At 29.9% G+C, this 23143-nt stretch carries 18 protein-coding genes; 8 read left to right on the top strand and 10 right to left on the bottom strand.

The window, feature by feature from the left end; genetic code table 11:
• Window positions 1-13: 13 nt before the first annotated feature.
• Together Lupro_RS07905 and Lupro_RS07900 are read right to left on the bottom strand one after the other, a co-directional pair.
• Window positions 14-1348 carry an APC family permease gene (locus Lupro_RS07905; RefSeq protein WP_068208370.1) on the bottom strand — a complete coding sequence of 445 codons (1335 nt, stop codon included), beginning with the start codon at window positions 1346-1348 and terminating at the stop codon, window positions 14-16.
• 10 nt (window positions 1349-1358) lie between these two features.
• Window positions 1359-1892, bottom strand: a complete 534-nt coding sequence (locus tag Lupro_RS07900; RefSeq protein WP_082703881.1) for a potassium channel family protein — start codon at window positions 1890-1892, stop codon at window positions 1359-1361.
• A gap of 150 nt (window positions 1893-2042) precedes the next feature.
• On the opposite strand from Lupro_RS07900, the gene Lupro_RS07895 reads away from it, so the two are divergent.
• The 3 genes from Lupro_RS07895 (at window position 2043) to Lupro_RS07885 (ending at window position 5700) form a co-directional block, all read left to right on the top strand.
• Window positions 2043-3239, top strand: a complete 1197-nt coding sequence (locus tag Lupro_RS07895) for an IS4 family transposase (RefSeq protein ID WP_068205741.1) — start codon at window positions 2043-2045, stop codon at window positions 3237-3239.
• 136 nt (window positions 3240-3375) lie between these two features.
• On the top strand, window positions 3376-4104 hold the full coding sequence (locus Lupro_RS07890) for an NYN domain-containing protein (RefSeq protein ID WP_068208364.1): 729 nt from the start codon (window positions 3376-3378) through the stop codon (window positions 4102-4104).
• A gap of 117 nt (window positions 4105-4221) precedes the next feature.
• Window positions 4222-5700, top strand: a complete 1479-nt coding sequence (locus Lupro_RS07885) for a Na+/H+ antiporter NhaC family protein (protein ID WP_068208360.1) — start codon at window positions 4222-4224, stop codon at window positions 5698-5700.
• Between the two features lie 6 nt (window positions 5701-5706).
• On the opposite strand, the gene Lupro_RS07880 is transcribed toward Lupro_RS07885, so the two are convergent.
• From Lupro_RS07880 to Lupro_RS07870, 3 genes are all read right to left on the bottom strand, one after another.
• The gene (locus tag Lupro_RS07880; protein WP_068208357.1) at window positions 5707-6990 is read right to left on the bottom strand and encodes a DEAD/DEAH box helicase; all 1284 of its coding nucleotides are present in this window, start codon (window positions 6988-6990) and stop codon (window positions 5707-5709) included.
• Window positions 6991-7062: 72 nt separating this feature from the next.
• Window positions 7063-7527, bottom strand: coding sequence for a hypothetical protein (locus tag Lupro_RS07875; RefSeq protein WP_068208354.1), 465 nt, complete (start codon window positions 7525-7527; stop codon window positions 7063-7065).
• 92 nt (window positions 7528-7619) lie between these two features.
• Window positions 7620-8243, bottom strand: a complete 624-nt coding sequence (locus tag Lupro_RS07870; RefSeq protein ID WP_068208351.1) for a class I SAM-dependent DNA methyltransferase — start codon at window positions 8241-8243, stop codon at window positions 7620-7622.
• Between the two features lie 212 nt (window positions 8244-8455).
• Between Lupro_RS07870 and Lupro_RS07865 the strand changes: the two genes are divergently transcribed.
• Window positions 8456-8875 (top strand): OsmC family protein, encoded by a 420-nt coding sequence (locus Lupro_RS07865; protein ID WP_068208349.1) that lies wholly within the window; start codon window positions 8456-8458, stop codon window positions 8873-8875.
• Between the two features lie 35 nt (window positions 8876-8910).
• Window positions 8911-10608 (top strand): single-stranded-DNA-specific exonuclease RecJ, encoded by a 1698-nt coding sequence (recJ, locus tag Lupro_RS07860; protein ID WP_068208346.1) that lies wholly within the window; start codon window positions 8911-8913, stop codon window positions 10606-10608.
• A gap of 4 nt (window positions 10609-10612) precedes the next feature.
• Here recJ and Lupro_RS13530 read toward each other — a convergent pair whose 3' ends face one another.
• Window positions 10613-11656 (bottom strand): endonuclease/exonuclease/phosphatase family protein, encoded by a 1044-nt coding sequence (locus Lupro_RS13530; protein WP_068208343.1) that lies wholly within the window; start codon window positions 11654-11656, stop codon window positions 10613-10615.
• Between the two features lie 130 nt (window positions 11657-11786).
• Here Lupro_RS13530 and Lupro_RS07850 point away from each other — a divergent pair, with 130 nt between their 5' ends.
• Both Lupro_RS07850 and Lupro_RS07845 read left to right on the top strand, forming a co-directional pair.
• Window positions 11787-14546, top strand: coding sequence for a TonB-dependent receptor (locus Lupro_RS07850; RefSeq protein ID WP_068208340.1), 2760 nt, complete (start codon window positions 11787-11789; stop codon window positions 14544-14546).
• Window positions 14547-14556: 10 nt separating this feature from the next.
• A complete protein-coding gene (locus Lupro_RS07845; protein ID WP_068208337.1) occupies window positions 14557-16623 on the top strand; it encodes a DUF5689 domain-containing protein in 2067 nt (688 codons plus the stop codon).
• Between the two features lie 58 nt (window positions 16624-16681).
• On the opposite strand, the gene Lupro_RS07840 is transcribed toward Lupro_RS07845, so the two are convergent.
• Both Lupro_RS07840 and Lupro_RS07835 read right to left on the bottom strand, forming a co-directional pair.
• The gene (locus Lupro_RS07840; RefSeq protein WP_068208334.1) at window positions 16682-18586 is read right to left on the bottom strand and encodes a S9 family peptidase; all 1905 of its coding nucleotides are present in this window, start codon (window positions 18584-18586) and stop codon (window positions 16682-16684) included.
• A 139-nt stretch (window positions 18587-18725) separates the two neighbouring features.
• On the bottom strand, window positions 18726-19697 hold the full coding sequence (locus Lupro_RS07835; protein WP_068208331.1) for an endonuclease/exonuclease/phosphatase family protein: 972 nt from the start codon (window positions 19695-19697) through the stop codon (window positions 18726-18728).
• 141 nt (window positions 19698-19838) lie between these two features.
• On the opposite strand from Lupro_RS07835, the gene hflX reads away from it, so the two are divergent.
• Window positions 19839-21050 (top strand): GTPase HflX, encoded by a 1212-nt coding sequence (gene hflX / locus Lupro_RS07830; protein WP_068208328.1) that lies wholly within the window; start codon window positions 19839-19841, stop codon window positions 21048-21050.
• Window positions 21051-21054: 4 nt separating this feature from the next.
• On the opposite strand, the gene Lupro_RS07825 is transcribed toward hflX, so the two are convergent.
• Both Lupro_RS07825 and Lupro_RS07820 read right to left on the bottom strand, forming a co-directional pair.
• Complete coding sequence (locus tag Lupro_RS07825) at window positions 21055-22146, bottom strand: CNNM domain-containing protein (protein WP_068208324.1); 1092 nt, start codon at window positions 22144-22146, stop codon at window positions 21055-21057.
• Window positions 22147-22225: 79 nt separating this feature from the next.
• The gene (locus tag Lupro_RS07820) at window positions 22226-23110 is read right to left on the bottom strand and encodes a DUF3078 domain-containing protein (RefSeq protein WP_068208321.1); all 885 of its coding nucleotides are present in this window, start codon (window positions 23108-23110) and stop codon (window positions 22226-22228) included.
• Window positions 23111-23143: the final 33 nt, after the last annotated feature.

Here is a 23143-nt window from a genome sequence, read left to right as displayed (position 1 = left end):
AGCGCTCATTTTACTATTCATCATCCATTCCCATATGCATTTTTCCTTCGCTATCTGTGTGTGATTTCATAAAAAGACGTTCTCCTAAAATCACTAAAATTATTCCAATGAAGGCAATTACAAGAACAAACGGATCATTTAAAAATTTTATATAAATAAACGCCCCCAACACAATTACATCTACCACTATTGCAAGGATTGGTATAATTGGATTAAATTTAATTTTATTTTTTAAATGCCAAATCAATCCCCAGTGAATAGCTATATCCATAATTAGATAAAAAATAGCTCCAATAGACGCAATTCGAGTAAGGTCAAATAAAATGGTTAAAAGAATAGCCAATGAAACGGTGAAAATTAGTGCTGGAGATTTAGCGTTTCCTAATTTATTTAGATTAGGAACTTGTTTCATGTTACTTAACATTTTTAACATTCTTGAAGCAGAATACACACTTGCTATAACACCAGAGACTGTGGCAATAATAGCTAGCATAATGGTTAATAGAGAGCCCAACTCACCAAATACAGGTTTAGCTGCTGCTGCCAAGGCATAATCTTTAGCTTTAATAATCTCTGAGATACTTAATCCACCAGCGACAGATAATGATAAAGTAACATATATAAAAGTGCATATTATAATTGAAATAATAATAGATTTCCCAATGTTTTTATGTGGATTCACAACATCTCCTCCTTGATTTGTAATTGTTGTAAATCCTTTATAAGCAAGAACTGATAGTGCTAATGCAGCTACAAAACCAAATCCTTTAGGTACATTAACACTTGATTCAGCAATATAAGAGCCAGTAATGTTTGGCAATCCCGAAATAAGAAGTCCTGAAATTGCCAAAACTGTAATTCCAATAACTTTTAGAATAGCCGTAAAAGTAGCAAATGATTCAATTACCTTGTTTCCTGAGATATTTATAATATAAGCAAAAGCAATTAATAGCACTCCCAAAACAGAAGCATATCCAGCATACCCTTCAGGGAAAAGGCGTAGCGTATAGGCACCAAAAGTACCGGCAACTAAGCTCTCAGAAACAACCATTGAAACATACATTAACAATGAAAATGTGCCCGTTGTAGTTCCTGGCCCATAAGATTTTGATAAAAATTTAACGACACCTCCAGACGACGGATAGGCGTTAGAAAACTTAACGTAAGAATAAGAGCTAAAGCCAACTATTATAGCTCCTGCTACAAAAGCTAGAGGAAATAAATCGCCTACCAATTCAGCTATTTGCCCCATAAGAACAAAAATTCCGGCACCAATCATTACTCCTGTTCCCAAAGATATAGAACCAATTAAGGAGAGTTTTTGTTCTTTTAGTTTACTGTTTTTCATTTTTTTAGTTTTAGTTGGTGTTTTTAAAATACTTAGAAATAATAAATATAATTACAATAAAAGCTGACATCATCTCAAACACAGTAATAAGTTTAGCTGCAGGTAGTAAAGGTGTAATATCTCCAAACCCTACGGTTGTAAATGTTACGATACTAAAATATAATAAATTTGAAAAGCGAAATATTAGAGGTTGGTTATGTGAAATACCAGAAAATGCTTCTGGATAAATTTCACTAATGCATAAATAATCTATTGCAAAAGAAATTATAATGATACTAATTATGGCTCCAAGCAAAAAAAGCATATGATTGAAAGAATGATTATGCTCAATTAATTTATCTAATTTTTTAAAGGTATGTGATACTAAAAAATAAATTTTTGTTATTGAAAATAGTATGAGTGCTATTGCCCATAAGTGAGGTTGTTTTTGATGCCCAAAAAAGGTCATGATTACAAAAAAAACAATTAATAAAACTATTAGAAAAATAAATTCTTTAGTGAGATTAACAATTATTTTCATTTTAGAAAATAAATTTTCAATCATAAAATAAGATTTTTTAATAAGTGTAGCTTGTAATTTACAAAAATTAATGATACTTATTTATTAGTGTCCGATAAACATTTTTAAAAGCAGGATTTCCATTTTGGATTTCCTGCTTTATTTATATCTTGATTTTTACTACAAAATTGAGATATGAACAAAAGTACACACTTTAGCGGAACTCCCATAATTAAACAAATTTTAAAGTATATCCCACAAGAAGATATTACTCGGACAGCCAAAACCTATAATAGCGACAGATATTATAAAAAGTTCAAAACCTACGACCATTTAGTCACGATGCTATATGCCACAATGAGCGGAGTATCCTCACTTAGAGAGTTGTCGACCGTTTTATTAGCCTGTGAAGGACGTATCAGTCATTTAAACCTAAAACATTTTCCAAAACGAAGTACATTATCAGATGCCAACAGGAAGAGAACCAGTGAAGTCTTTGGCGCAATTTATTCAAAACTATTGCAACGCTATGCTCCGTTTTTATCGGACAGCAGTCCATTAAAACCAACAATAAAGAATTTAAAAATTGTAGATTCTACCACAATCAGCCTATTTAGTGATATTTTAAAAGGAGTTGGTCGTAATCCTCTTAATGGCAAAAAGAAAGGAGGTATCAAGATGCACACAATGATAAATGCTTTGGAAGATGTACCTTGTCTGATACGTTTTAGCAGTGCTGCTACTCACGACCACACCTTTTTAAAAGAGTTAAATTTAGAGAAAGATTCTTTTGTAGTTTTTGATAAAGCATACAATGATTATCTCCAATATTTAGAGTGGACTTTAAATGATATTTACTTTGTAACTCGCCAAAAAGACAATGCTGTCTATAAAAGCATTAAAGAATTTGATTTAGCAGACAAAACAAGTGATGCAGTGCTAAAAGATGAACTTATATTGATAAAAAAAGACGATACATCTATTCAAATAAGAAGAGTTGCTTATTGGGATGCTACACAAGAAAAAGTGTATGAGTTTATCACCAATAATGTAGAAATATCTCCAGACCAAGTAGCCGATATATACAAACACAGATGGCAGATTGAAACAATGTTTAAAAGACTTAAGCAGAACTTCCCTCTTAAATATTTTCTTGGAGATAATCAAAATGCAATAGAAATTCAGATATGGTCAGCATTAATTATTCAACTCATTATACTAGTTATTCAACGAAAAATCAAACGGAAATGGGCATATTCAAATATGATTTCTGTGATGAGATTTCATCTGATGACCTACATTGATCTGTTTAAATTTCTCGAAAATCCAAACAAACAATGGTGGGAACTAACATCTAAACCTCCAGATATACAACTGCAACTTTTTAAGTAAGACACCTTGCTAAATCAAAAAGAAAAATATAAAGCGTATTTATTGGGATCAAAGATGGGTTTAATTAAAATTCGTAGTTTTATCGGACACTAATGATACTTATTTTAAATATGTAATTTTTAATACCTTTACAATTATGATAAAAGATATAAAATTAGCAGTGCTTATTGATGGTGATAACATTCCTTCAAAATATATTAAAGAGATGATGGAAGAAATTGCAAAATATGGCACACCTACCATAAAACGTATTTATGGAGATTGGACGAAACCACATTTGTCTAAATGGAAAAATATATTGTTAGAAAATGCGATAACGCCCATTCAGCAATATGGTTATACTACCGGCAAGAACGCCACAGATTCAGCGATGATTATTGATGCCATGGACATTTTATACTCAGAGAAAGTAAATGGTTTTTGCTTGGTTTCATCAGATAGTGATTTTACTAAATTAGCAACACGACTAAGAGAAGCAGGTCATGTTGTTTATGGTATTGGGGAAAAGAAAACACCAAACCCATTTATTGTTGCTTGTGATAAATTTATTTATTTAGAAATTTTAGAAATTGAAGAGGACAATCAAGAGGGTAAAAGAACATCGAAAAAATTAAATATTGATAAAATTACACCAAAAGTAATTCGTTTGCTTTCTAACTCTGTAGCTGATGCAGCCGATGAGGATGGTTGGGCTTTTATGGGAGATGTAGGCTCTTTAATTTTAAAAAAACAGCCTAATTTTGATGCACGTAACTTTGGATTTGAAAAATTAACACCTTTATTCAAATCGTTAAAGGAATTTGAGATAGAACAAAGAGAAAGATCTAATAAACGGTTTAAACTAATTTACGTTAGAAATAAATAAACGTTGTAGTTTGTTGATTGCAAGTAATTTATAAGAAATAAAAAGAGTGCCGTACTTTACATTATTTTTTTATTAGCCTACTTTCTTTATCTTTCCATCTAAATTAGATTATTTCTTATGACTGATTATGGGTTTTTGTCAATTCTTCCACCTGTTATAGCTATTATTTTTGCACTAAGAACCAAACAAGTTTACATAGCTTTGTTTTTTGGAATTTGGTTCTCATGGATTATAATGAGTGATTGGAATATTTTAACAGGTACTTTAGCTACAATTGAAGGGTTAGTTAATGTTTTTAAATCAGCAGGAAATACAAGAACCATTATGTTTAGTGCTTTGGTTGGAGCTTTGCTTCTGTTTATTCAATACTCTAGAGGAGTTGAAGGATTTGTAAATAAATTACATGTTTTAATAGTATATTTTGAAAATAAAAAAGCTGGTTATAGTAGGGTTATAGTGCAATTGTTGGCCATGTTTACGGGAATAATTTTATTTGTTGAAACCAGTATTAGTTCACTTACAGTAGGTACACTATACAGACCTGTTTTTGATAAGTTAAAAATACCTAGAGAAAAACTAGCCTATATTGCAGACTCTAGTTCTGCTCCAACATCTATTCTTATTCCATTTAATGCTTGGGGAGCTTTTATTATGGGATTATTAATAACCCAAGGAATTGAACATCCTTTTGCTACATTAATAGCAACTATTAAATATAATTTCTACCCTATAATAGCCTTATTAATTTTAGCTTTTGTAATAGTTTCTAAAAAAGATATTGGGCCTATGAAAAAGGCTGAAAAAAGAACCAAAGAAACGGGGAAATTAATGAATGAAGGCGCTAAACCAATGCTATCAGATACGGTAACATCGTTCCCGCCAAAAGAAGGAGTTAAAGCCAAAGCTTACAATATGGTTATTCCTTTAGCAACAATGGTTTTTATGATGCCAATTAATTTAGTCTATACGGGATGGAGTAGTGTAGAAAACGCTAGTTCTTTTGCAAATCATATTTCTCAAGCTATTGGGAAGGGATCTGGGTCTTCTTCTGTGTTGTATGCAGTAATTGCAGCAATTTTTGTTGCCATGGTTTTATATAGAGCTCAAGGAATAATGAAAATGAAAGAGATGGTAGATTTAGTGTTAAAAGGAATTAGTGAACTAATGCCTTTAGCCTTATTAATGATGCTTGCTTTTGCGATTGGAGAAGCTTGTAATCAATTAGGAACAGGCCTTTATATTGCGAATGTTTCTAAAGATTGGTTATCACCCGAATTATTGCCTGCTATTGTTTTTGTGATTAGTTCTTTTATAGCTTTTTCTACAGGAACTTCCTGGGGTACATTTGCTATTATGCTGGCAATTTCCTTACCAATGGCAACCATACACGGTTCCGAAACAAATTTAGTAATTGCAGCAACACTTGGTGGAGGTGTATTTGGAGACCATTGTTCTCCTATTTCAGATACATCAATAATTTCGTCTATGTCATCGGCAAGTGACCATATAGATCACGTAAAAACGCAATTGCCTTATGCGTTAATTGGAGGTGCTATAAGTACTATTTTGTATGTTATTATGGGTTATATTGTTTAAAAATATTTAAGAACTACGCTTTTTAGAATAAGGTCTCCATTTTTTTTTCTTAGGAGTATTTTCACCTTCTCTTCTTGGAGATTTTGAGCGATGTTGTGACTTTTTTTGTTTATTTTTTGAAGGTGTTTTTGGAACTGGAGTTTCTTCAATTTCATCATCAACAAAAGAGTGTTCTCGTATTACCGGAATCTCTTGCTTGATTAATTTCTGAATATCTTTTAAATATGCCTTTTCTTCAACATTGCAAAAAGACAGTGCTAAGCCGTTTGATTTTGCACGGCCAGTTCTTCCAATTCTGTGCACATAAGTCTCAGGAATATTGGGTAAATCAAAATTAATTACCAACGATAGTTCTTCAACATCAATTCCTCTTGCAGCAATATCAGTTGCTATTAGCACATTTAGTTCTCCCTTTTTAAAATTTCCTAAAGCTCGCTGCCTTGCACCTTGTGATTTATTACCGTGTATAGCAGCAGCTTTAATTTGTGCTTTGGCTAAAATTCGTACAATTTTATCGGCTCCATGTTTTGTTCTCGAGAAGACTAACACAGATGAATTGGGGCGCTCTCCTAATAAATGAACTAATAACTTATTCTTGTTTGGTTTACTAACAAAATAAATAGCTTGTTCAATTTTTTCAGCAGTTGCTTGCTTAGGTTTAATAGTTATTTTTTGAGGGTTTCCAAGAATATTACTTGATAAATCTATAATTGCAGACGGCATGGTGGCCGAGAAGAAAAGAGATTGTCTTTTGGTAGGTAATTTGACTATTATTTTTTTAATGTCATGAATAAACCCCATATCTAACATTTGATCAGCTTCATCCAATACAAAATATTTGACATCTTTTAAACTAATAAAACCTTGTGAAATTAAATCAAGTAACCTGCCGGGTGTTGCTACTAATATATCAGTACCTTGTTGTAACGCTTTTGTTTGGGATAACTGTTTTACTCCACCAAAAACCACCACATTTTTAATTCCTGTGTATTTACCATAAGCTGTAATATTTTCAGAAATTTGGATGGCTAATTCTCTTGTTGGAGTCATAATTAGCGATCTTATTCTTCGTCTCCCTTTATAATCATCTCTACTGTTGAAAAGATGTTGTAAAATAGGAATTGTAAAAGCTGCAGTTTTACCTGTTCCTGTTTGTGCACAACCTAATAAATCATTTCTATTTAATAAAATAGGGATAGATTGTTCCTGAATTGGTGTTGGGTGTGTATAACCTTCAGCAGTTAATGCTTTTAAAATAGGTGCTATAATTCCTAAGTCTGTAAATTTCATAGAGTTTATATAAAAGCGGCAAAGGTAGTGGATTTGATTGAATATATAGTTTTACTATAAAAAGAGATTTTTTTAAGGTATTAAAACTGTTATTATTTCAGTTGTATTAGATGTTGAAAATTCATAATTTAAAACTTGAAAATTGAGTACATCAAAGTAAGTACAACAATTTTCGTTCTTTTTTTCCATGTCAAGTTCAATATTAATTTCTAAGTCAGGTGCAACAATTAATTTGTAGGTATGCGCCCCAAGATACCAACCAATTTCAGAAAGATTAATAAGATTGATGTTGTTTTCGGAAATAAAACGAACATTAACACGTTTGTTTTCTTCATCAAAAGCAAGAATTTCATCAGGGTTTAAAGTGCCATTAGAAAAAAGATTTTCTCCTGTGGATTTATCAAGAAGTTCAAAATTAAATACAGGTGGAGGTGTAAAACAAGCATAATCACTACAGTCATTTTTACAACCAAATAAAGTAATTAGTATTAAAACAAATAAAGCATTTTTTTTCATATCAATTGAAGTATTTAGCATTTACAACTATAAAAATTTAAGCAGTAAAACCAAAATTTTCACAAATCTTTTTTAACACATTAAAGGTAAATAAAATATTATTTTAGGAGTAATTATTTCTTAAAAATAAATGAGATAAGTCTTGGTATTTCATTTTTGCTAGATTGGTCAAACCACTCATTTATTTCAATGAGTTTAAAATTATATTTTTTAGCACTATTTAAATATTCAGAAATATGATGTGTGTAAACTTCTAATGCTACAGTTCCGTTTTCAGATTCAAATCTTGCTTTGCTTCCACTATATTGTTTAAAAGGGTGTAGTTCACTGATGAAAAACACACCATTGGGCTTTAATTTTTTAAAAGCTTGATTGAAAATAAAATCTAAATTTTTAATATGTTCCAACGTTAAATTAGAGGTTATCAAATTGGCAAATTCATTTTCTATATCCCAAGGTTTTGTGATGTCAGCATTTTTAAAAACTACATTCGAATTTTTAATTTTTTCTTTGGCTTTTTTCAACATTTCTTGAGAAAAATCTAACCCAATAATTTTTTGAGCTTTTTTTAGTAACCACAAAGTGTTTTTCCCTGTTCCGCAACCTAATTCTATAACAGTACTAAATTTATAGTTTGACAGTGTAGAAATAGTAACTATTTTATCTAACTCTCTCGTTTTATTTTCGTTACTATCATATTGTGCAGCCCAGGAATTGTATGCTTTTTCTATACTCATTTTTTTAATAGTTGTACTTGTTTTGTATTTACAATTTTGGCTTCAATTATAATTTATATAAGCTATCTAATTTATTAAATTTTAATCAAATTATAAGGTTTATTTACGTCATATTTATAGATGCGAATGGGGTAATAACTAATTTGTGTAAAATATTACGGCAAAAGGATAAAAAATCATTTAAATTTGCATTTTTTAATACTGAAATAATTATGACAAATAAAATAGAAGTTAGTTGGAAAGGCAATATGCTTTTTGAATCTGTTGCTCCTGAAGGAAGTGTATTAATTGATGCTGATGAAGCAGTTGGCGGACAAGGAAAAGGGTTGCGCCCAAAAGCTTTAATGTTAACATCATTGGCTGGTTGTACATCTATGGATGTAATTTCTTTGCTTAAAAAAATGCGTGCTGAAGTGGCCGACTTTAAAGTTGAAGTAATTGCTAATTTAACAGATGAACACCCTAAATTTTACGATAAAGTTCATGTAGTTTATTATTTTTACGGAAGTGATTTCAAAAAAGATAAAATAGAAAAATCTGTAAAACTTTCTGTTGAACGTTATTGTGGAGTTATGGAAATGTTTCGTAAATTTTCAGAAATAACAACAGAAATTAAATATATTGAACAATAAAATAATTTGATTACTTTTGAGGGAAAAGCACTGCTATGCGTTGGAAATTAAAACCAAACCCAAACCCTCAAATCATATCAAAACTTGCACAAGAATTATCAATAGATAATACATTGGCTAAATTACTTGTGCAACGCGGCTTGGAAAACTACAATCAAGCCAAAGCCTTTTTTCGCCCTAATTTAAATGATTTACACAATCCATTTTTAATGAAAGATATGGATTTGGCTGTGGATCGTATTGAAAAAGCAATACTAAAAGGTGAAAACATTTTAGTTTACGGTGATTACGATGTTGATGGTACAACAGCCGTTTCATTATTGTCTTCTTATTTAAGAAAAATTTACCCCAACATTGCCACCTATATTCCTGACAGATATAATGAAGGCTACGGTATTTCATTTCAAGGAATTGATTTTGCTGAAGACAATGCAGTTTCATTAATTATTGCGTTAGACTGTGGAATAAAAGCAATAGATAAAGTTACTTACGCTAAAGAAAAAGGAATAGATTTTATTATTTGTGACCATCATAGACCTGGAAATAAAATTCCTGAAGCTGTTGCAGTTTTAGACCCAAAACGTTCAGACTGTGGATACCCATTTAAGGAATTATGTGGTTGTGGCGTTGGATTTAAATTAATTCAAGCGTTGGCAACAGAAAGAAATCAAACAATAGGAGATTTGGTTGAATATTTAGATTTGGTAGCTACCGCCATTGCAGCAGATATTGTTCCAATAATAGGAGAAAATAGAATTTTGGCATATTTTGGGTTACAAGTTATAAATACCAATCCAAGAAATGGAATAAAGGCATTGCTTCAACAAGTAAAAAAGAAACAATTTACAATTACAGATGTTGTTTTTATTATTGCTCCACGAATTAATGCTGCTGGAAGAATTAAACATGGAAATTATGCGGTGGAATTATTAACGGAAATGGATTTAGATACGGCAATAAAATTTGCTGCTGAAATTGAAAAGAATAATAATGACAGAAAAGAACTGGATAAAAAAATAACCAAAGAAGCTTTACAACAAATAGAAGATACTAATGAGCAACAGAATTACTCAACAGTTGTATATGCAAAAAATTGGCATAAAGGTGTAATAGGTATTGTGGCTTCTAGGTTAATTGAAACATACTACCGACCAACATTAGTTTTTACAAAAAGCGGCAATAAATTAGCGGCTTCTGCACGCTCAGTTAAAGGTTTTGATGTTTATGATGCGTTAGAGCAATGTGCTGAATTTATTGAGCAATTTGGCGGACATAAATATGCAGCAGGATTAACATTGGAAGAAAAAAACTATCAAAATTTTAAAGCAAAATTTGAAGAAGTTGTAAAAAATACACTACCTGATGAATTAAGAGAACCAGAAATTTCAATTGATGCTGAAATAAGTTTATTAGAAGTAACACCAAAATTTTATCGTATTTTAAAACAACTTGAACCTTTTGGGCCTCAAAATATGAAACCTGTTTTTTTAGCAAATGGGTTGCGTGATAATGGCTACGGTAAAAAAGTAGGTGTTGATGAAACTCATTTAAAATTAAATATTTTTGAAGGTTCAAACCAAAAAACATTTAATGCTATAGGTTTTAATATGGGAAATAAACATTCGTTGATAAAAAACGGAAAGCCTTTTAAAGCTGTTTTTAATATTGATGAAAACCATTGGAATGGAAATACGTCATTACAATTACTGCTAAAAGATTTAAAAGAGGAATAACAATTTAGTTGTCTTTTATCAAATATATGTAAACAGGGTAATGGTCACTATAACCTCCAATAAAGTTACTCCCCGCAAAACTTCTATAAGGATATCCTTTGTATTTTCCAGTTTGAGTAGTTAAATATTGAGGTTTAAAAATTTTGGCTTTGTAAAATTTATAAGAAGAAAAATCTTTTGTTGTAGTTAACAATGCTGAGCTAATCATTATTTGATCAAATAGATTGATGTTATCTCTATAAACCAAAGTGTTTTGTCCACGCCTAAACATATCTTCCATTGGGTTGTAAATATCTCCCTCTTTTACATTTGCCTTTACAGCTTTTGTTTTTAGCACTTTTTTTAAGCTAGCATTGGTGGGGTCATCATTTAAATCGCCCATAATAATTATTTTAGGATTTGGGTTGCTTAATTTAATTTTTTCAATTATTTGAGTATTTAAATAGGCCGCTTTTTCTCTTTTAGATCTACTTTTTTTCTCACCACCTCTTCTTGAAGGCCAGTGATTTACAATAATATAAATTAACTCATTATCTAAATAACCAGACACTAATAATTGATCTCTGGTGTAAATTCGCATACCATTCTCGTCCCATAATTTTAATTCAAAAGTTTCATGAGAAATTGGTTTAAAATACTTTTCTTGATATAGTAAAGCAACATCAATTCCTCTTAAATCTGGAGAATCATATTGAATAATACTATATTTCTTATTTTTCAAATAACTAGTGTTTACTAAATCTTCTAATACTTTATGATTTTCAATTTCAGCAACACCAATAATAACTGGGCTATTTTTAGCTTCTTTTACCCCTATTTCAGAAAGTACTTTTGCCATATTATTTAGTTTCTTCTCATAAATTTTACTCCTATTTCCTTTAATTTCCATAATAGGACTTGCTTCATCATTTTTAGTGGGGTCATTAATAGTGTCAAACAAATTTTCTAAATTATAAAAAGCAATGGTTTTAATCTGGTAGTTTTCCTGACTGAAAATAGCAGATGATGTTATAAGAAAAAAAGCGAATATTAAAGAAAAACGTTTCATAGGTATTTGAATATATAAAGAGGCAAAGATACTAACAAAGTTTGAGTCTCAATAAAAGCACCGGTATAATATTTTTGGTTATAGAATTTTAGTAGTATGATAAAAATGATTACTTTTAAAAAAAAAGCTAATGAAAATAATAGTTATTACTACTATTGTATGGCTGTGCTGTACAATAAATGTAACTTCACAAACAGTAATTACACTTAAAGGAAAGGTTATTGAGGCCACTTCAGAAAGACCTTTAAAAGGGGTAATGGTTAAAATTAAAGGTACTCCATTTTTTACAGAAACTAAATCTGAAGGAGAATTTAGTATTGAGAATCTTCCGAAAGGAAATATGGTTTTACAATTTATTTTTAAAGGTTTTGAAACACAAAATACACCAATTAATGTTAATGCTTTTGAAGATGAAATTTATAACCTAGGTGTTATTTTTTTGTATAAAGAAATTTTTGAACCTCAGGAAACAGCTACTATTTCTTTATCGGATGATGATTTGCTAGATGATGGAGAGCGTAGTTCAGAATATATAGCCGGTTTATTTCAGTCTTCTAAAGATAATTATTTAAAGGCAGCAGCCTACAATTTTAGTCAGGCATGGTTTAAAGTTCGGGGTTACGATTCTAGTTATGGAACCATTTTGATTAATGGTATTGAAATGAATAAATTATATGATGGCAGACCTCAGTGGAGTAATTGGGGCGGTTTAAATGATGCATTTAGAAATCAGGAGTTTACAAACGGAATTGCACCTTCGTCAATTACTTTTGGAGGAATATTAGGAACTACTAATTTTAGTACAAGGGCTTCTGATTATCAAAAGGTATCAAAAATTTCGTTGTCTTCAACCAATAAAAGTTATACAGGTAGATTAATGGCAACTTATGCAACAGGTTTAAATAAAAATAATTGGGCTTTTGTAGTTTCAACCTCTCGTAGAATTGCTAATGAAGGGTATTTTGAAGGAACGTCATACAATGCTTGGGCAACCTTTTTAGCGGTAGAGAAAAAACTAAATAGTAAACACAGTTTAAATTTAACGGTTTTTGTAGCGCCAAATAGAAGAGGAAAATCATCACCAAATACGCAAGAAGTTTATGATTTAAAAGGATATAGATACAATTCATATTGGGGTAATCAACAAGGTGATAGCAGGAACTCACGTATTAAAGAAATTGTTGAACCAGTTCTAATGTTAAGTTATTATTATACAACTAAAAAAAGTTCTTTAAAAACTACATTGGCATACCAATTTGGGCATATTGGAAATAGTAGGTTAGGCTATTTTAATGCTCCAAACCCAGACCCAACATATTGGAAAAAATTACCTAGTAGTTTTTTGCGTTACAGTGATAATTTGGATTTTGAAAATGCGTATTTAGCCGAACAAGAAATTTTAAATAATGGACAATTGAATTGGAATGAAATGTACGAAATAAATACAATTAATAGCAACTCATTGTATTATTTGTATGAAGATAGCCTTGATGATTCTCAAGTTACATTTAACACAACGTACAATGCAGTTTTAACTAATAATTTAAATTTAAATATAGGTGTTACCTATAAAAATTTAAATTCTAGCAATTATGCAAATATGTTAGATTTGTTAGGAGGTAATACTTTTGTAGATTTAGACCAATACGCTGAGGGTGATGCACAACAAAATGATTTAAACAACCCTAATAAAAGAGTAGGTGTTAATGAAAAATTTCAATACAACTATAAGATAAAAGCATCAATAGCAAGTTTTTTTTCACAAATACAAATTACTAAAAGAAAATTAGATTACTTTCTAGGTGTTAACGTTAAAAGCACAAATTATCAACGTGATGGATTGTATCAAAATGGAACATATTCAAACAATTCTTTTGGGAAAAGCAACAAACAATTTTTTTTCGATTTTAGTGCAAAAGGAGGAATAACCTATAAATTCACGGGACGTCATTTATTAACGTTAAATGGTGCTTATATTTCAAATGCTCCAACAATTAAAACTACTTTTTCAAACGCAAGGGTAAATAATAATATTGTGCCAAATTTATTTAGTGAAAAAATTGTAACAGGAGATATAAGTTATGTTTTAAGGCTTCCAAAAATTCAAACAAGAGTAACTGCTTATTACACAAAATTTAATAATACTATTGAAACATCTTTCTTTTTTGCAGAAGGTTTGTTAGGGAATCAAGCCGATTTTGTAAATGAAATTATTACAGGTGTCGATAAAAAAAATATAGGAGCTGAGTTAAGTTTTGAATACCAAGTTACGCCAGAAATAAAGCTATTATTAGCAGGTTCTTTGGGGCAATACACGTATGATAATAACCCTCAACTGTATATTCAATCAGAAAGTTTTATTGGAGAAGACAGTGATTTTGGAATTTCCTATTTAAAAAATTATCGTATTTCTGGAACGCCTCAACGTGCTTATTCATTAGGATTTGAGTATAGAGATCCTAATTTTTGGTGGTTTCAAGCAAATGCAAATCTTTTATCAAATAACTATTTAGATATTTCTCCATTATTACGCACCAACAATTTTTTTACAGATTCAGATGGGATTCCATTTGTTGATGAAGAAACAGGAGTTCAAGTTACTCAAGAGCAAGTAAATTCATTATTAAATCAAGAAAAGTTTGATGCTGCCTTTTTAGTGAATATTGTAGGGGGTAAATCCTGGCTGGTGAATCATAATTATGTTGGGTTTTTTCTAAGTGTTAACAATGTACTAGGTAAACTGTTTAAAACAGGAGGTTTTGAACAATCTAGAAATGCAAATTACCCTGAACTAAAACAAGACAAACAATTAGATAAACCAATTTTTGGCCCCAAATATTGGTATGGAAACAATACATCATATTATTTAAATTTATATATGAGATTTTAAAATTTAAGCTATGAAAATTTATAAAAACCAACAAAAAATAATAGGGCTATTACTGTTAGTTAACCTATTTACGAATTGTGTAAAAGATCAAAATTTTTTAACACCCACAATTAGTTGTAATGAACCAAATATTACTGTCACCAATACACTTCAGCAAGTAAAAGACATGTATACTTATGGTAATGCAATAGTTATTGATACGGATGTTGTTATTGAAGGGTATGTGGTTTCTAGTGATAAATCTGGAAATATTTACAAAACACTATCAATACAAGACAAGCCAGAAAATCCAACTTCAGCAATTAAAATTGCTATTGATGAAACAAATTTATACACCAAATACGATATAGGGCGTAAAATTTATATTAAATTAAAAGGATTGGCAGTAGGATACACTTTTGGAAGTATCCAAATTGGACAAGCTGTTGGTGGTGAATTGGCTCGTATTTCATCATTTAAAGTAAAAAATCATATTTTTCGTTCGTGTGAAGTTGCTGAAATAATTCCAAAAAAAGTGACTATCTCAGCATTGAGTAAAAATATGCTAGAAATGCTAATTGAAATTGAAAATGTACAATTTAAATCTAATGATTTAGGATTGTCTTATGCTAACATTGAAAACACTGAAACTGTAAACAGAATGTTAGAAAGTTTTAATAGTAATTGTAATTTGGTTGGTGAGGTACCCATTAGAAATAGTGGTTTCTCTAGCTTTAAAAATAAATTATTACCAGAAGGAAGAGGTAGTATAGTAGCTGTTTTAGGTAATTTTTATGATGATTTTCAACTGTATTTAAGAGATGAAGAAGATGTGAATTTTATAGAGCAACGGTGTGCTTATTCCAATGTATTTACACCCAATATTACTCTTTCAGAAATTAAAGAATTATACCAAGGAACTACAGTTGAATTTGGTATAAACAATAATTATATAATAGAAGGGTATGTTGTTTCAAGTGATGAAAATCGCAATTTTAAGGAAAAATTAGTAATACAAGACGCTATTGAAAATCCAACTACAGGAATACAAATTTTGATTGAAAGTGACGCTATTTTTGAACAATATAATATTGGCGACAAAGTTTTTGTAAAATTAGATAAACTATATATGTCAAAAAATAATGGAGTTTTAACAGTAGGCTATCCAAGTGGAAACAAAATCACAAAAATTGATGCTGAAGAAATAGGTAGTTTTATATACAATAGTGGAGAAAATTTTGAGATAACTCCAAAAGAAATTTTAATATCAGAAGCGTTAAGCTCTAGTCATGAAAATACATTAGTAACTATATTAGATGTTCAATTAGTTGAAAGTGAATTGGGAAAAGCATTTACGTATTTTACAGGAAATAATAATGGTACAAGAACACTTGAAACTTGTGGAGAAATTATAAAACTTTCTGTTTTTACTAATGGAGATGCAATTTTCGCCCATGAGTTGTTTCCAGAAGGGCATGGCAAAATAACAGGAATTTTAAGTAATAATTTAGAAATAAGAGCTTTGAATGACGTTCAGTTTAATGAAGATTTTGAAGTTTGCCCAATAATTATTCCTAAAATAATAATTACTGAAGTTGCCGACCCAAAAAATAGTGTTTCATCACGTTTTGTTGAATTGTACAATGCAGGAGATTCAGAAATAAACCTAACAGGTTGGAAATTGAATAAATATGTAAATGGTTCAACAACAATTTCTGGTTCTCCAGTTGAATTAGGTGATATTACCATTCAAGCTGGTGGATTTATAATTATTGCAAATACAGGTTATGAAGCTATTTTTAATGATATTTCAGATATAGAATCATCATATATTTCAGGCAATGGTGATGATGTATATGAATTGGTTGATAATACAGAAAACACAATAGATATTTTTGGTGTTATTGGTGAAGATGGCAATGGTACTAATTGGGAATATTTAGATGGCAGAGCTATTAGAAATATAGAAATAACAGAACCAAATACAGCATTTACAGTAAGTGAGTGGGTTATTTATTCAAAAGCTTCTAATGGTCTAATTTCAAACCCAAATACACCTCAAAACGCACCAATAAATTTTAACCCTAGAGAAAGATAGGTTTTATAGAAGTTAGATAGCGATAAATTCGCTACCTAATTTTAAGGTTCAGTTGAAGCTATAAGGTTTCTTTTAACCATTTATAAAATTCTCGTTGCCAAATTAAGCTATTTTGGCCGTTTAAAACCCAATGATTTTCATTTGGAAAAAACAGTAATTTACTTTTAATACCTTGTAGTTGCGCGGCTTGAAAAGCAGCTAACCCTTGACCAATAGGAACTCTGTAATCTATTCCACCTTGAATTATCATAATTGGGGTATTCCATTTTTCAACCTTTTCAGCTGGGTTAAACTCCGTATATGATTTTTGTGCAACAGCATTATTTTTATCCCAATAAGCACCTCCTAAATCCCAATTCACAAAAAATAATTCTTCTGTTGTGCCATACATGCTTCTCCAGTCAAAAATACCATCATGTGAAATAAAAGTTTTAAATCTCCCCTCGTGAATAGCTGCTAAATAAAATACAGAATAACCACCATAGCTGGCTCCTACCGCTCCTAAACGATTGGTATCAACGTACGGTTCTTTTGAAATATCATCAATGGCAGCTAAATAATCTTCCATATTTTGTCCGCCATAATCTTTGCTAATTTGTTCATTCCATTCAACGCCATAACCTGGCATTCCTCTTCTGTTTGGAGCAATAATAATATAGCCATTAGCAGCCATTAATTGGAAATTCCATCTAAAAGAATAAAACTGACTTAAAGCTCCTTGTGGCCCACCTTGGCAGTATAATAAAGTTGGATATTTTTTTGATGAATCAAAGTTTGGAGGATAAATAACCCAAGAAAGCATGTGTTTACCATCGGTTGTTTTAACCATTCTTTTGGTTACTTTTCCTAACTTAATACTGTTATAAATAGCATCATTTTCATGGGTTAATTGCTTCATTTTACCAGTTGATAAATTTACAGTGTATAACTCAGATGCGTGATTCATATCTCTTCTACTAACAACCATTGTGTTTTTTGATTGCCCTACTATTCCACTCACATCAAATTGACCATTTGTAATTTGTTTCGGACTTTCAATATTTTTTTTAGAAGAAGGAACTTTAATTTCAAATAATTGAACAGTACCTAAAACAGGAGCTACAAAATAAATTTTACTTCCTTCAGTTTGCCATTTAAAACTATTAACTGTACCATCCCAATTCGCTGTTAGGTTTATGGTTTCGCCATTTATTTTAACAACAATATCATTTTTGTCAGACTCATATTCGTCACGTTTCATTTGTAACCAAGCCAATTGCCCTTTTGAAGAAAAAGCAGGATTCGTATCGTACCCTTTGTTTTCAGCAGTTAAATTTATTGTTTTTTTAGTAGTTAAATTATACTTATAAATATCCGTATTTGTACTTGTTGCATAAGAAGTTCCGCTTAATTTTTTTGTTACGTATAGTATGTTTTCACTATCAGGACCCCAAGTATAATCTTCTGAACCACCAAAGGGTTTTTGTGGGCAATCAAAAGGTTCTCCTTCCATGATATCAATAAGCTCACCTTTGTTTTTAGTAGATGTATACATAACATGGCTAAAAGCACCATCTTCCCAAGTATCCCAATGTCTATAATTTAAAGATTGAATTATTTTTACGTTAGAATTTTTTAATTCAGGGTAATAATCTTGTCCTGTAATTTTTTTTAATTTTATCTCTGAAGTTGTTATTTTATAATTTCCATTTGGAGAAATACTTTTGTCTGTTAGTAAAGATTCAAAATCACTAATTATTTGAGCTTCTCCACCAGAAATTGGAACAATATACGTTTTTGTTAATTTGCTATTTGTTTCAATATTATATTTTGAAACACTGTAAATTAAATTGTTACCATCTTTGGTAATACCCTTTCCATGAACTTTGTTTAATTGAATTAATATTTCAGGAGTCATTACATCTTGAGCAAATAACCCTAAAGTTGTAAATAGGAATATAAAACGAACTATTAATTTTTGCATAATTTAAATTTGTGTGAAGTGAATTTTTACTTAACAAATTTATTATTTTTAATTTTAAATAACTTCTTAAAAGTCTTTAATTTAGGTGTTAGATTAGTTGAAAACAATTAAGCAACTTTAAATCAGTATTTTATATACGTTAATTCTTTTTTAAATACACATATACGGGAAAGTGATCACTAAACCCACCTTGATACCATTTCCCAATATAAGTTCTAAAAGGGTTTCCTTTATATTTTCCTTTCCATTCTTTTAAAAAATACCTATCAAAAACCGCGGCATATTTAAAAGAATGTTTTTCTTTTTCATTATTAAAAAAGTTTTTAGAAAAGATAATTTGATCAAACAAAAGCCATGTTTTTTTATAATTTAAAGTCCTATTTCCAGTATTAATTAACCGCTCCATTGGATTGTAAAAAGTGTTATTTACAAGGTGTTTTTTTACACTTATATTAGATGGGTTATCGTTAAAATCGCCCATAATTATAATTTTAGCATTTGCGTTTTTAGAAATTATACCTGCTGTTATCTGAGTAGCTAATTGGGCAGCTTTTATCCTTTTTTCTTCGGTTAAATCTTCTCCGCTTCTGCGTGAAGGCCAGTGATTTACAAGAACATAAATTAGTTCTCCATTTAAATTCCCTTTTACAAGTAAAATATCTCTTGTGTAATCTCTATTGCCTTGCTCGTCTTCAAGGTATAATGGAAAAGTTTCAGAGTGTAATAATTCAAAAAATTCCTTTTTGTAAAGTAAGGCAACATCAATACCTCGTTCATCAGGAGAATCATAATGTACAATTCCATATTGATGATTTTTTAAGTTTTTAGAGGCAACTAAATCTTCCAATACTTTTTGGTTTTCAACTTCAACAACACCAACAATGGCTGGTGCATAAAAAGATTTATTAGTTCCAAGTTGGGCAATAACATTTCCTAGTTTCCTAATTTTATTTTTATAGCGTTTATAATTCCAATTTTTTCGTCCTTTAGGCGTAAAATCATCATCTAAAGTTGTAGGGTTATCTTTGGTGTCAAATAAATTTTCAAGATTGTAAAAAGCAATGGTGTATGCTTGTTTTATTCTCCCTGTAGATTTAAAATATGAAAACATAAATTTTTGATTAAAAACAGTAAAATACAAAATTAGAATTAAACTTTGTATTCGTATCTTTGCTTCAGTAATTTAAGAATATTAAAACAAAATAAATGTTCTTTAATTTAAAATAAGATATTGTAAGAAGCGACTAAAAATATGATTGAAGAAAAAAAAGTTACATCTGAAAAAATTGTTTTGATTGGAGTTGTAACTCAACATCAAGATGAGGAACAATCAAATGAATATTTAAATGAATTGGAATTTTTAACGTTAACAGCGGGAGGAGTTGCCGTTAAACGTTTTACTCAAAAACTAGAAATACCTAATCCAAAAACATTTATTGGTACGGGTAAATTAGATGAGGTAAAACAATATATGGAAGCTAATAATATTGAAACTGCCATATTTGATGATGAACTTTCGGCTTCTCAATTAAGAAATATAGAAAAAGTATTGGATTGTAAAGTGTTAGATAGAACCAGTTTAATTCTTGATATTTTTGCCCGAAGGGCACAAACAAGTTATGCACGCACCCAAGTTGAATTAGCTCAATGTCAATATTTATTGCCAAGATTAACACGACTTTGGACGCACTTAGAACGTCAAAAAGGAGGTATTGGTTTACGTGGACCTGGCGAAACTGAAATTGAGACGGATAGACGAATTATTAGAGATAAAATAACCTTATTAAAAAAGAAGTTAAAAGTTATAGATAAGCAAATGGCTGTGCAACGTAAAAACCGTGGTAAAATGGTTAGGGTTGCTTTAGTTGGCTACACAAATGTTGGTAAATCTACGTTAATGAATGTTGTGAGTAAAAGTGATGTTTTTGCCGAAAATAAATTATTTGCTACTCTTGATACAACAGTTAGAAAAGTTGTGATAAAAAATATTCCATTTTTATTAACAGACACGGTTGGGTTTATCAGAAAATTACCCACACAACTTGTGGAGTCTTTTAAATCTACTTTAGATGAGGTTAGAGAAGCAGATTTACTATTGCACATTGTTGATATTTCACATCCAAATTTTGAAGAGCATATTGCTTCGGTAAATAAAATATTAGACGAAATTAAAAGTGCAAATAAGCCAACTATTATGGTTTTTAATAAAATTGACGTCTACCAACACGAAACAATTGACAGTGATGATTTAGTTACTAAAAAAACGAAAGAACATTATACGCTAGCTGAATGGGAAAAAACTTGGATGAATAAACTAGATAATAATTGTTTATTTATTTCTGCGTTGAATAAAGAAAATTTAGAAAATTTTAAAGAAAAAGTTTTTAAAGAAGTAAAGAAAATTCATATTACACGTTTTCCATATAATGATTTTTTATATGAAGAGTATAAAGAAATAGATTAGCTATCTATTTTTTTTTCAGTTTTTTTTCTTCAATAATTCCAAGTTTGGTTGCTCTTATTTTCCAGTTTTCACGAGCTAAATGTTGTAAATCTGCTATATTATCACTTTCGTCCATAATTTCTAGCCCAAGTAATGTCTCAATCACATCTTCCATAGTTACCAAGCCACTTGTAGTACCGTATTCATCAACTACCAAGGCTATATGTTCCCGTTTCTCAATAAATTTTTCAAACAAATCAGGGATAGGTAAATTTCTATTAGTTATTAAAATTTCACGTTTTAAGTTTTCTAATTTTTTGGCACTATTTCCTTTAATAATTTCTTCTAAAACTTCTCCTTTTAGAATAAAACCAGTAATATTATCAGGGTTTGTTTTAAAAATAGGAATTCTTGAAAATTGAAGTTTAGGATGATTGTTATAAAAAGATTTAATTGTTTGATCTTCTGAAGCTGTTATCATTACAGTTCTAGGAGTCATAATATCTTTTACTTGAACCTCTTTAAATATGAGTAAATTTTTAATAATAGCACTTTCACTCTCTTCAAAAACACCTTGCTCTTGAGCAATATCAGTCATTGCTTTAAAATCAGCTCTACTTAAAACAGATCCATGAATTTTTTTTCCGTTAATTAATTTAGTAGTTAATTGTAAAATCCATAAAATACCTGTCCATTTTAAAGGAAATATTAATAAAACCAATGCTTTGGAAGTAATGTTGGCTAATTGCTGCCAATAGGTAGCTCCAATTGTTTTAGGGATTATTTCTGAGGCTACTAAAATTAGTATGGTCATTATAGTAGAAACAATTCCTACAATATTTATACCAAGTATAGATACTTTATAGTCCAGTGTTTCAGCTTGAACACCTACCATAATAGCTCCTACAGTATGTGCAATTGTATTTACTGTTAATATAGCAATTAAAGGCTTGTCAACATCATTTTTTAAGTGTTCAAGAGTTTCAGCAAATTTTTTCCCTTCCTGCTTTTTTATAGTAATAAATGTTGGCGTTACACTTAATAAAACAGCTTCAAGTATGGAGCATAAAAATGAAAAAAAAATAGAAAGTGAAGCGTATACTAAAAGTAATGTCATTACAAAAATTGTTTAACAACCAAAATAAGAAATAAATTTCACTTAAGTAAAAAAATTTAATTTAAAGGATACTTGAAAATTAAAAATTGTAGTTAATACCCAACCCAAACACCTCTCTAATTTGAAACCCCTTAAATGCATTATCATCATAAATAGTTTGGAAAATAAAAGTGGTTGATAAATACTTGTTAATTTTCATAACAATATTCATGGTGTAATCAATATCAACATTTTGTACATTTTCTAAATAATTGGCATATAAATTTAAAATATTTTCTATAGAAACGTTTTCCATAATATTAAGTTTTGTATAACCCGATGCGTTCAAACCAAATTCAAAACGAGTACTTTCTCCTTCTTCAACACCAAAATATGCACCATTTGGTAGCGTGAAGTCTTTATTTACAAAAACTAATTTACCAGTAGCAGGAGTTATATTAAATTTTAAATTACTATTCTTTTCCCAAAGCATACCAGGGCCAAAAGATAGATAACCTGGAGACATTACATTGGTGTATTCAGTTCTAACTTCGGTGTTATTTATATCTTTCCCATAAACATATCCTTTAGTAAATTGGGTTTTAAAATTTACAAAAACAGAATAATACCAATAATTTTGTGCTTTTATACCAACTACAGAATTAAATTCAAAGCGATCATCAGTTTTCTTTTCAAAGTCGGTATTTTTACTTTTTGTTAACCCGTAAGATGCTATTATTTTATTATTCCAAGTAGTATTTCCTTTTACATAATTAAATTCGTAATTAATACCAATATTACCAGCAATATTATTTTGACCTCCGGCAACCCAATCAGAAAAAGCAGATTGGTTGAATAAAAATGAAATATTCCCTTTTTTAGACCAGCCTTCTTTTGATTTTTCTTTTTTTTCTTGAGTAAAACTTAAGGTAGTGTTTAGTATAAATAGTAATAATAAGATTTTCGTTCCCTTACAATTATTCATTTTTAAGTTATTTTTAATAATTGGTGGCAAAAA

The sequence above is a fragment of the Lutibacter profundi genome (genome assembly GCF_001543325.1).
Classification (GTDB): Bacteria; Bacteroidota; Bacteroidia; order Flavobacteriales; family Flavobacteriaceae; genus Lutibacter; species Lutibacter profundi.
The sequence above is the reverse complement of the archived record's forward strand: the minus strand, read 5'-3'. Positions and strand labels throughout refer to the sequence as shown.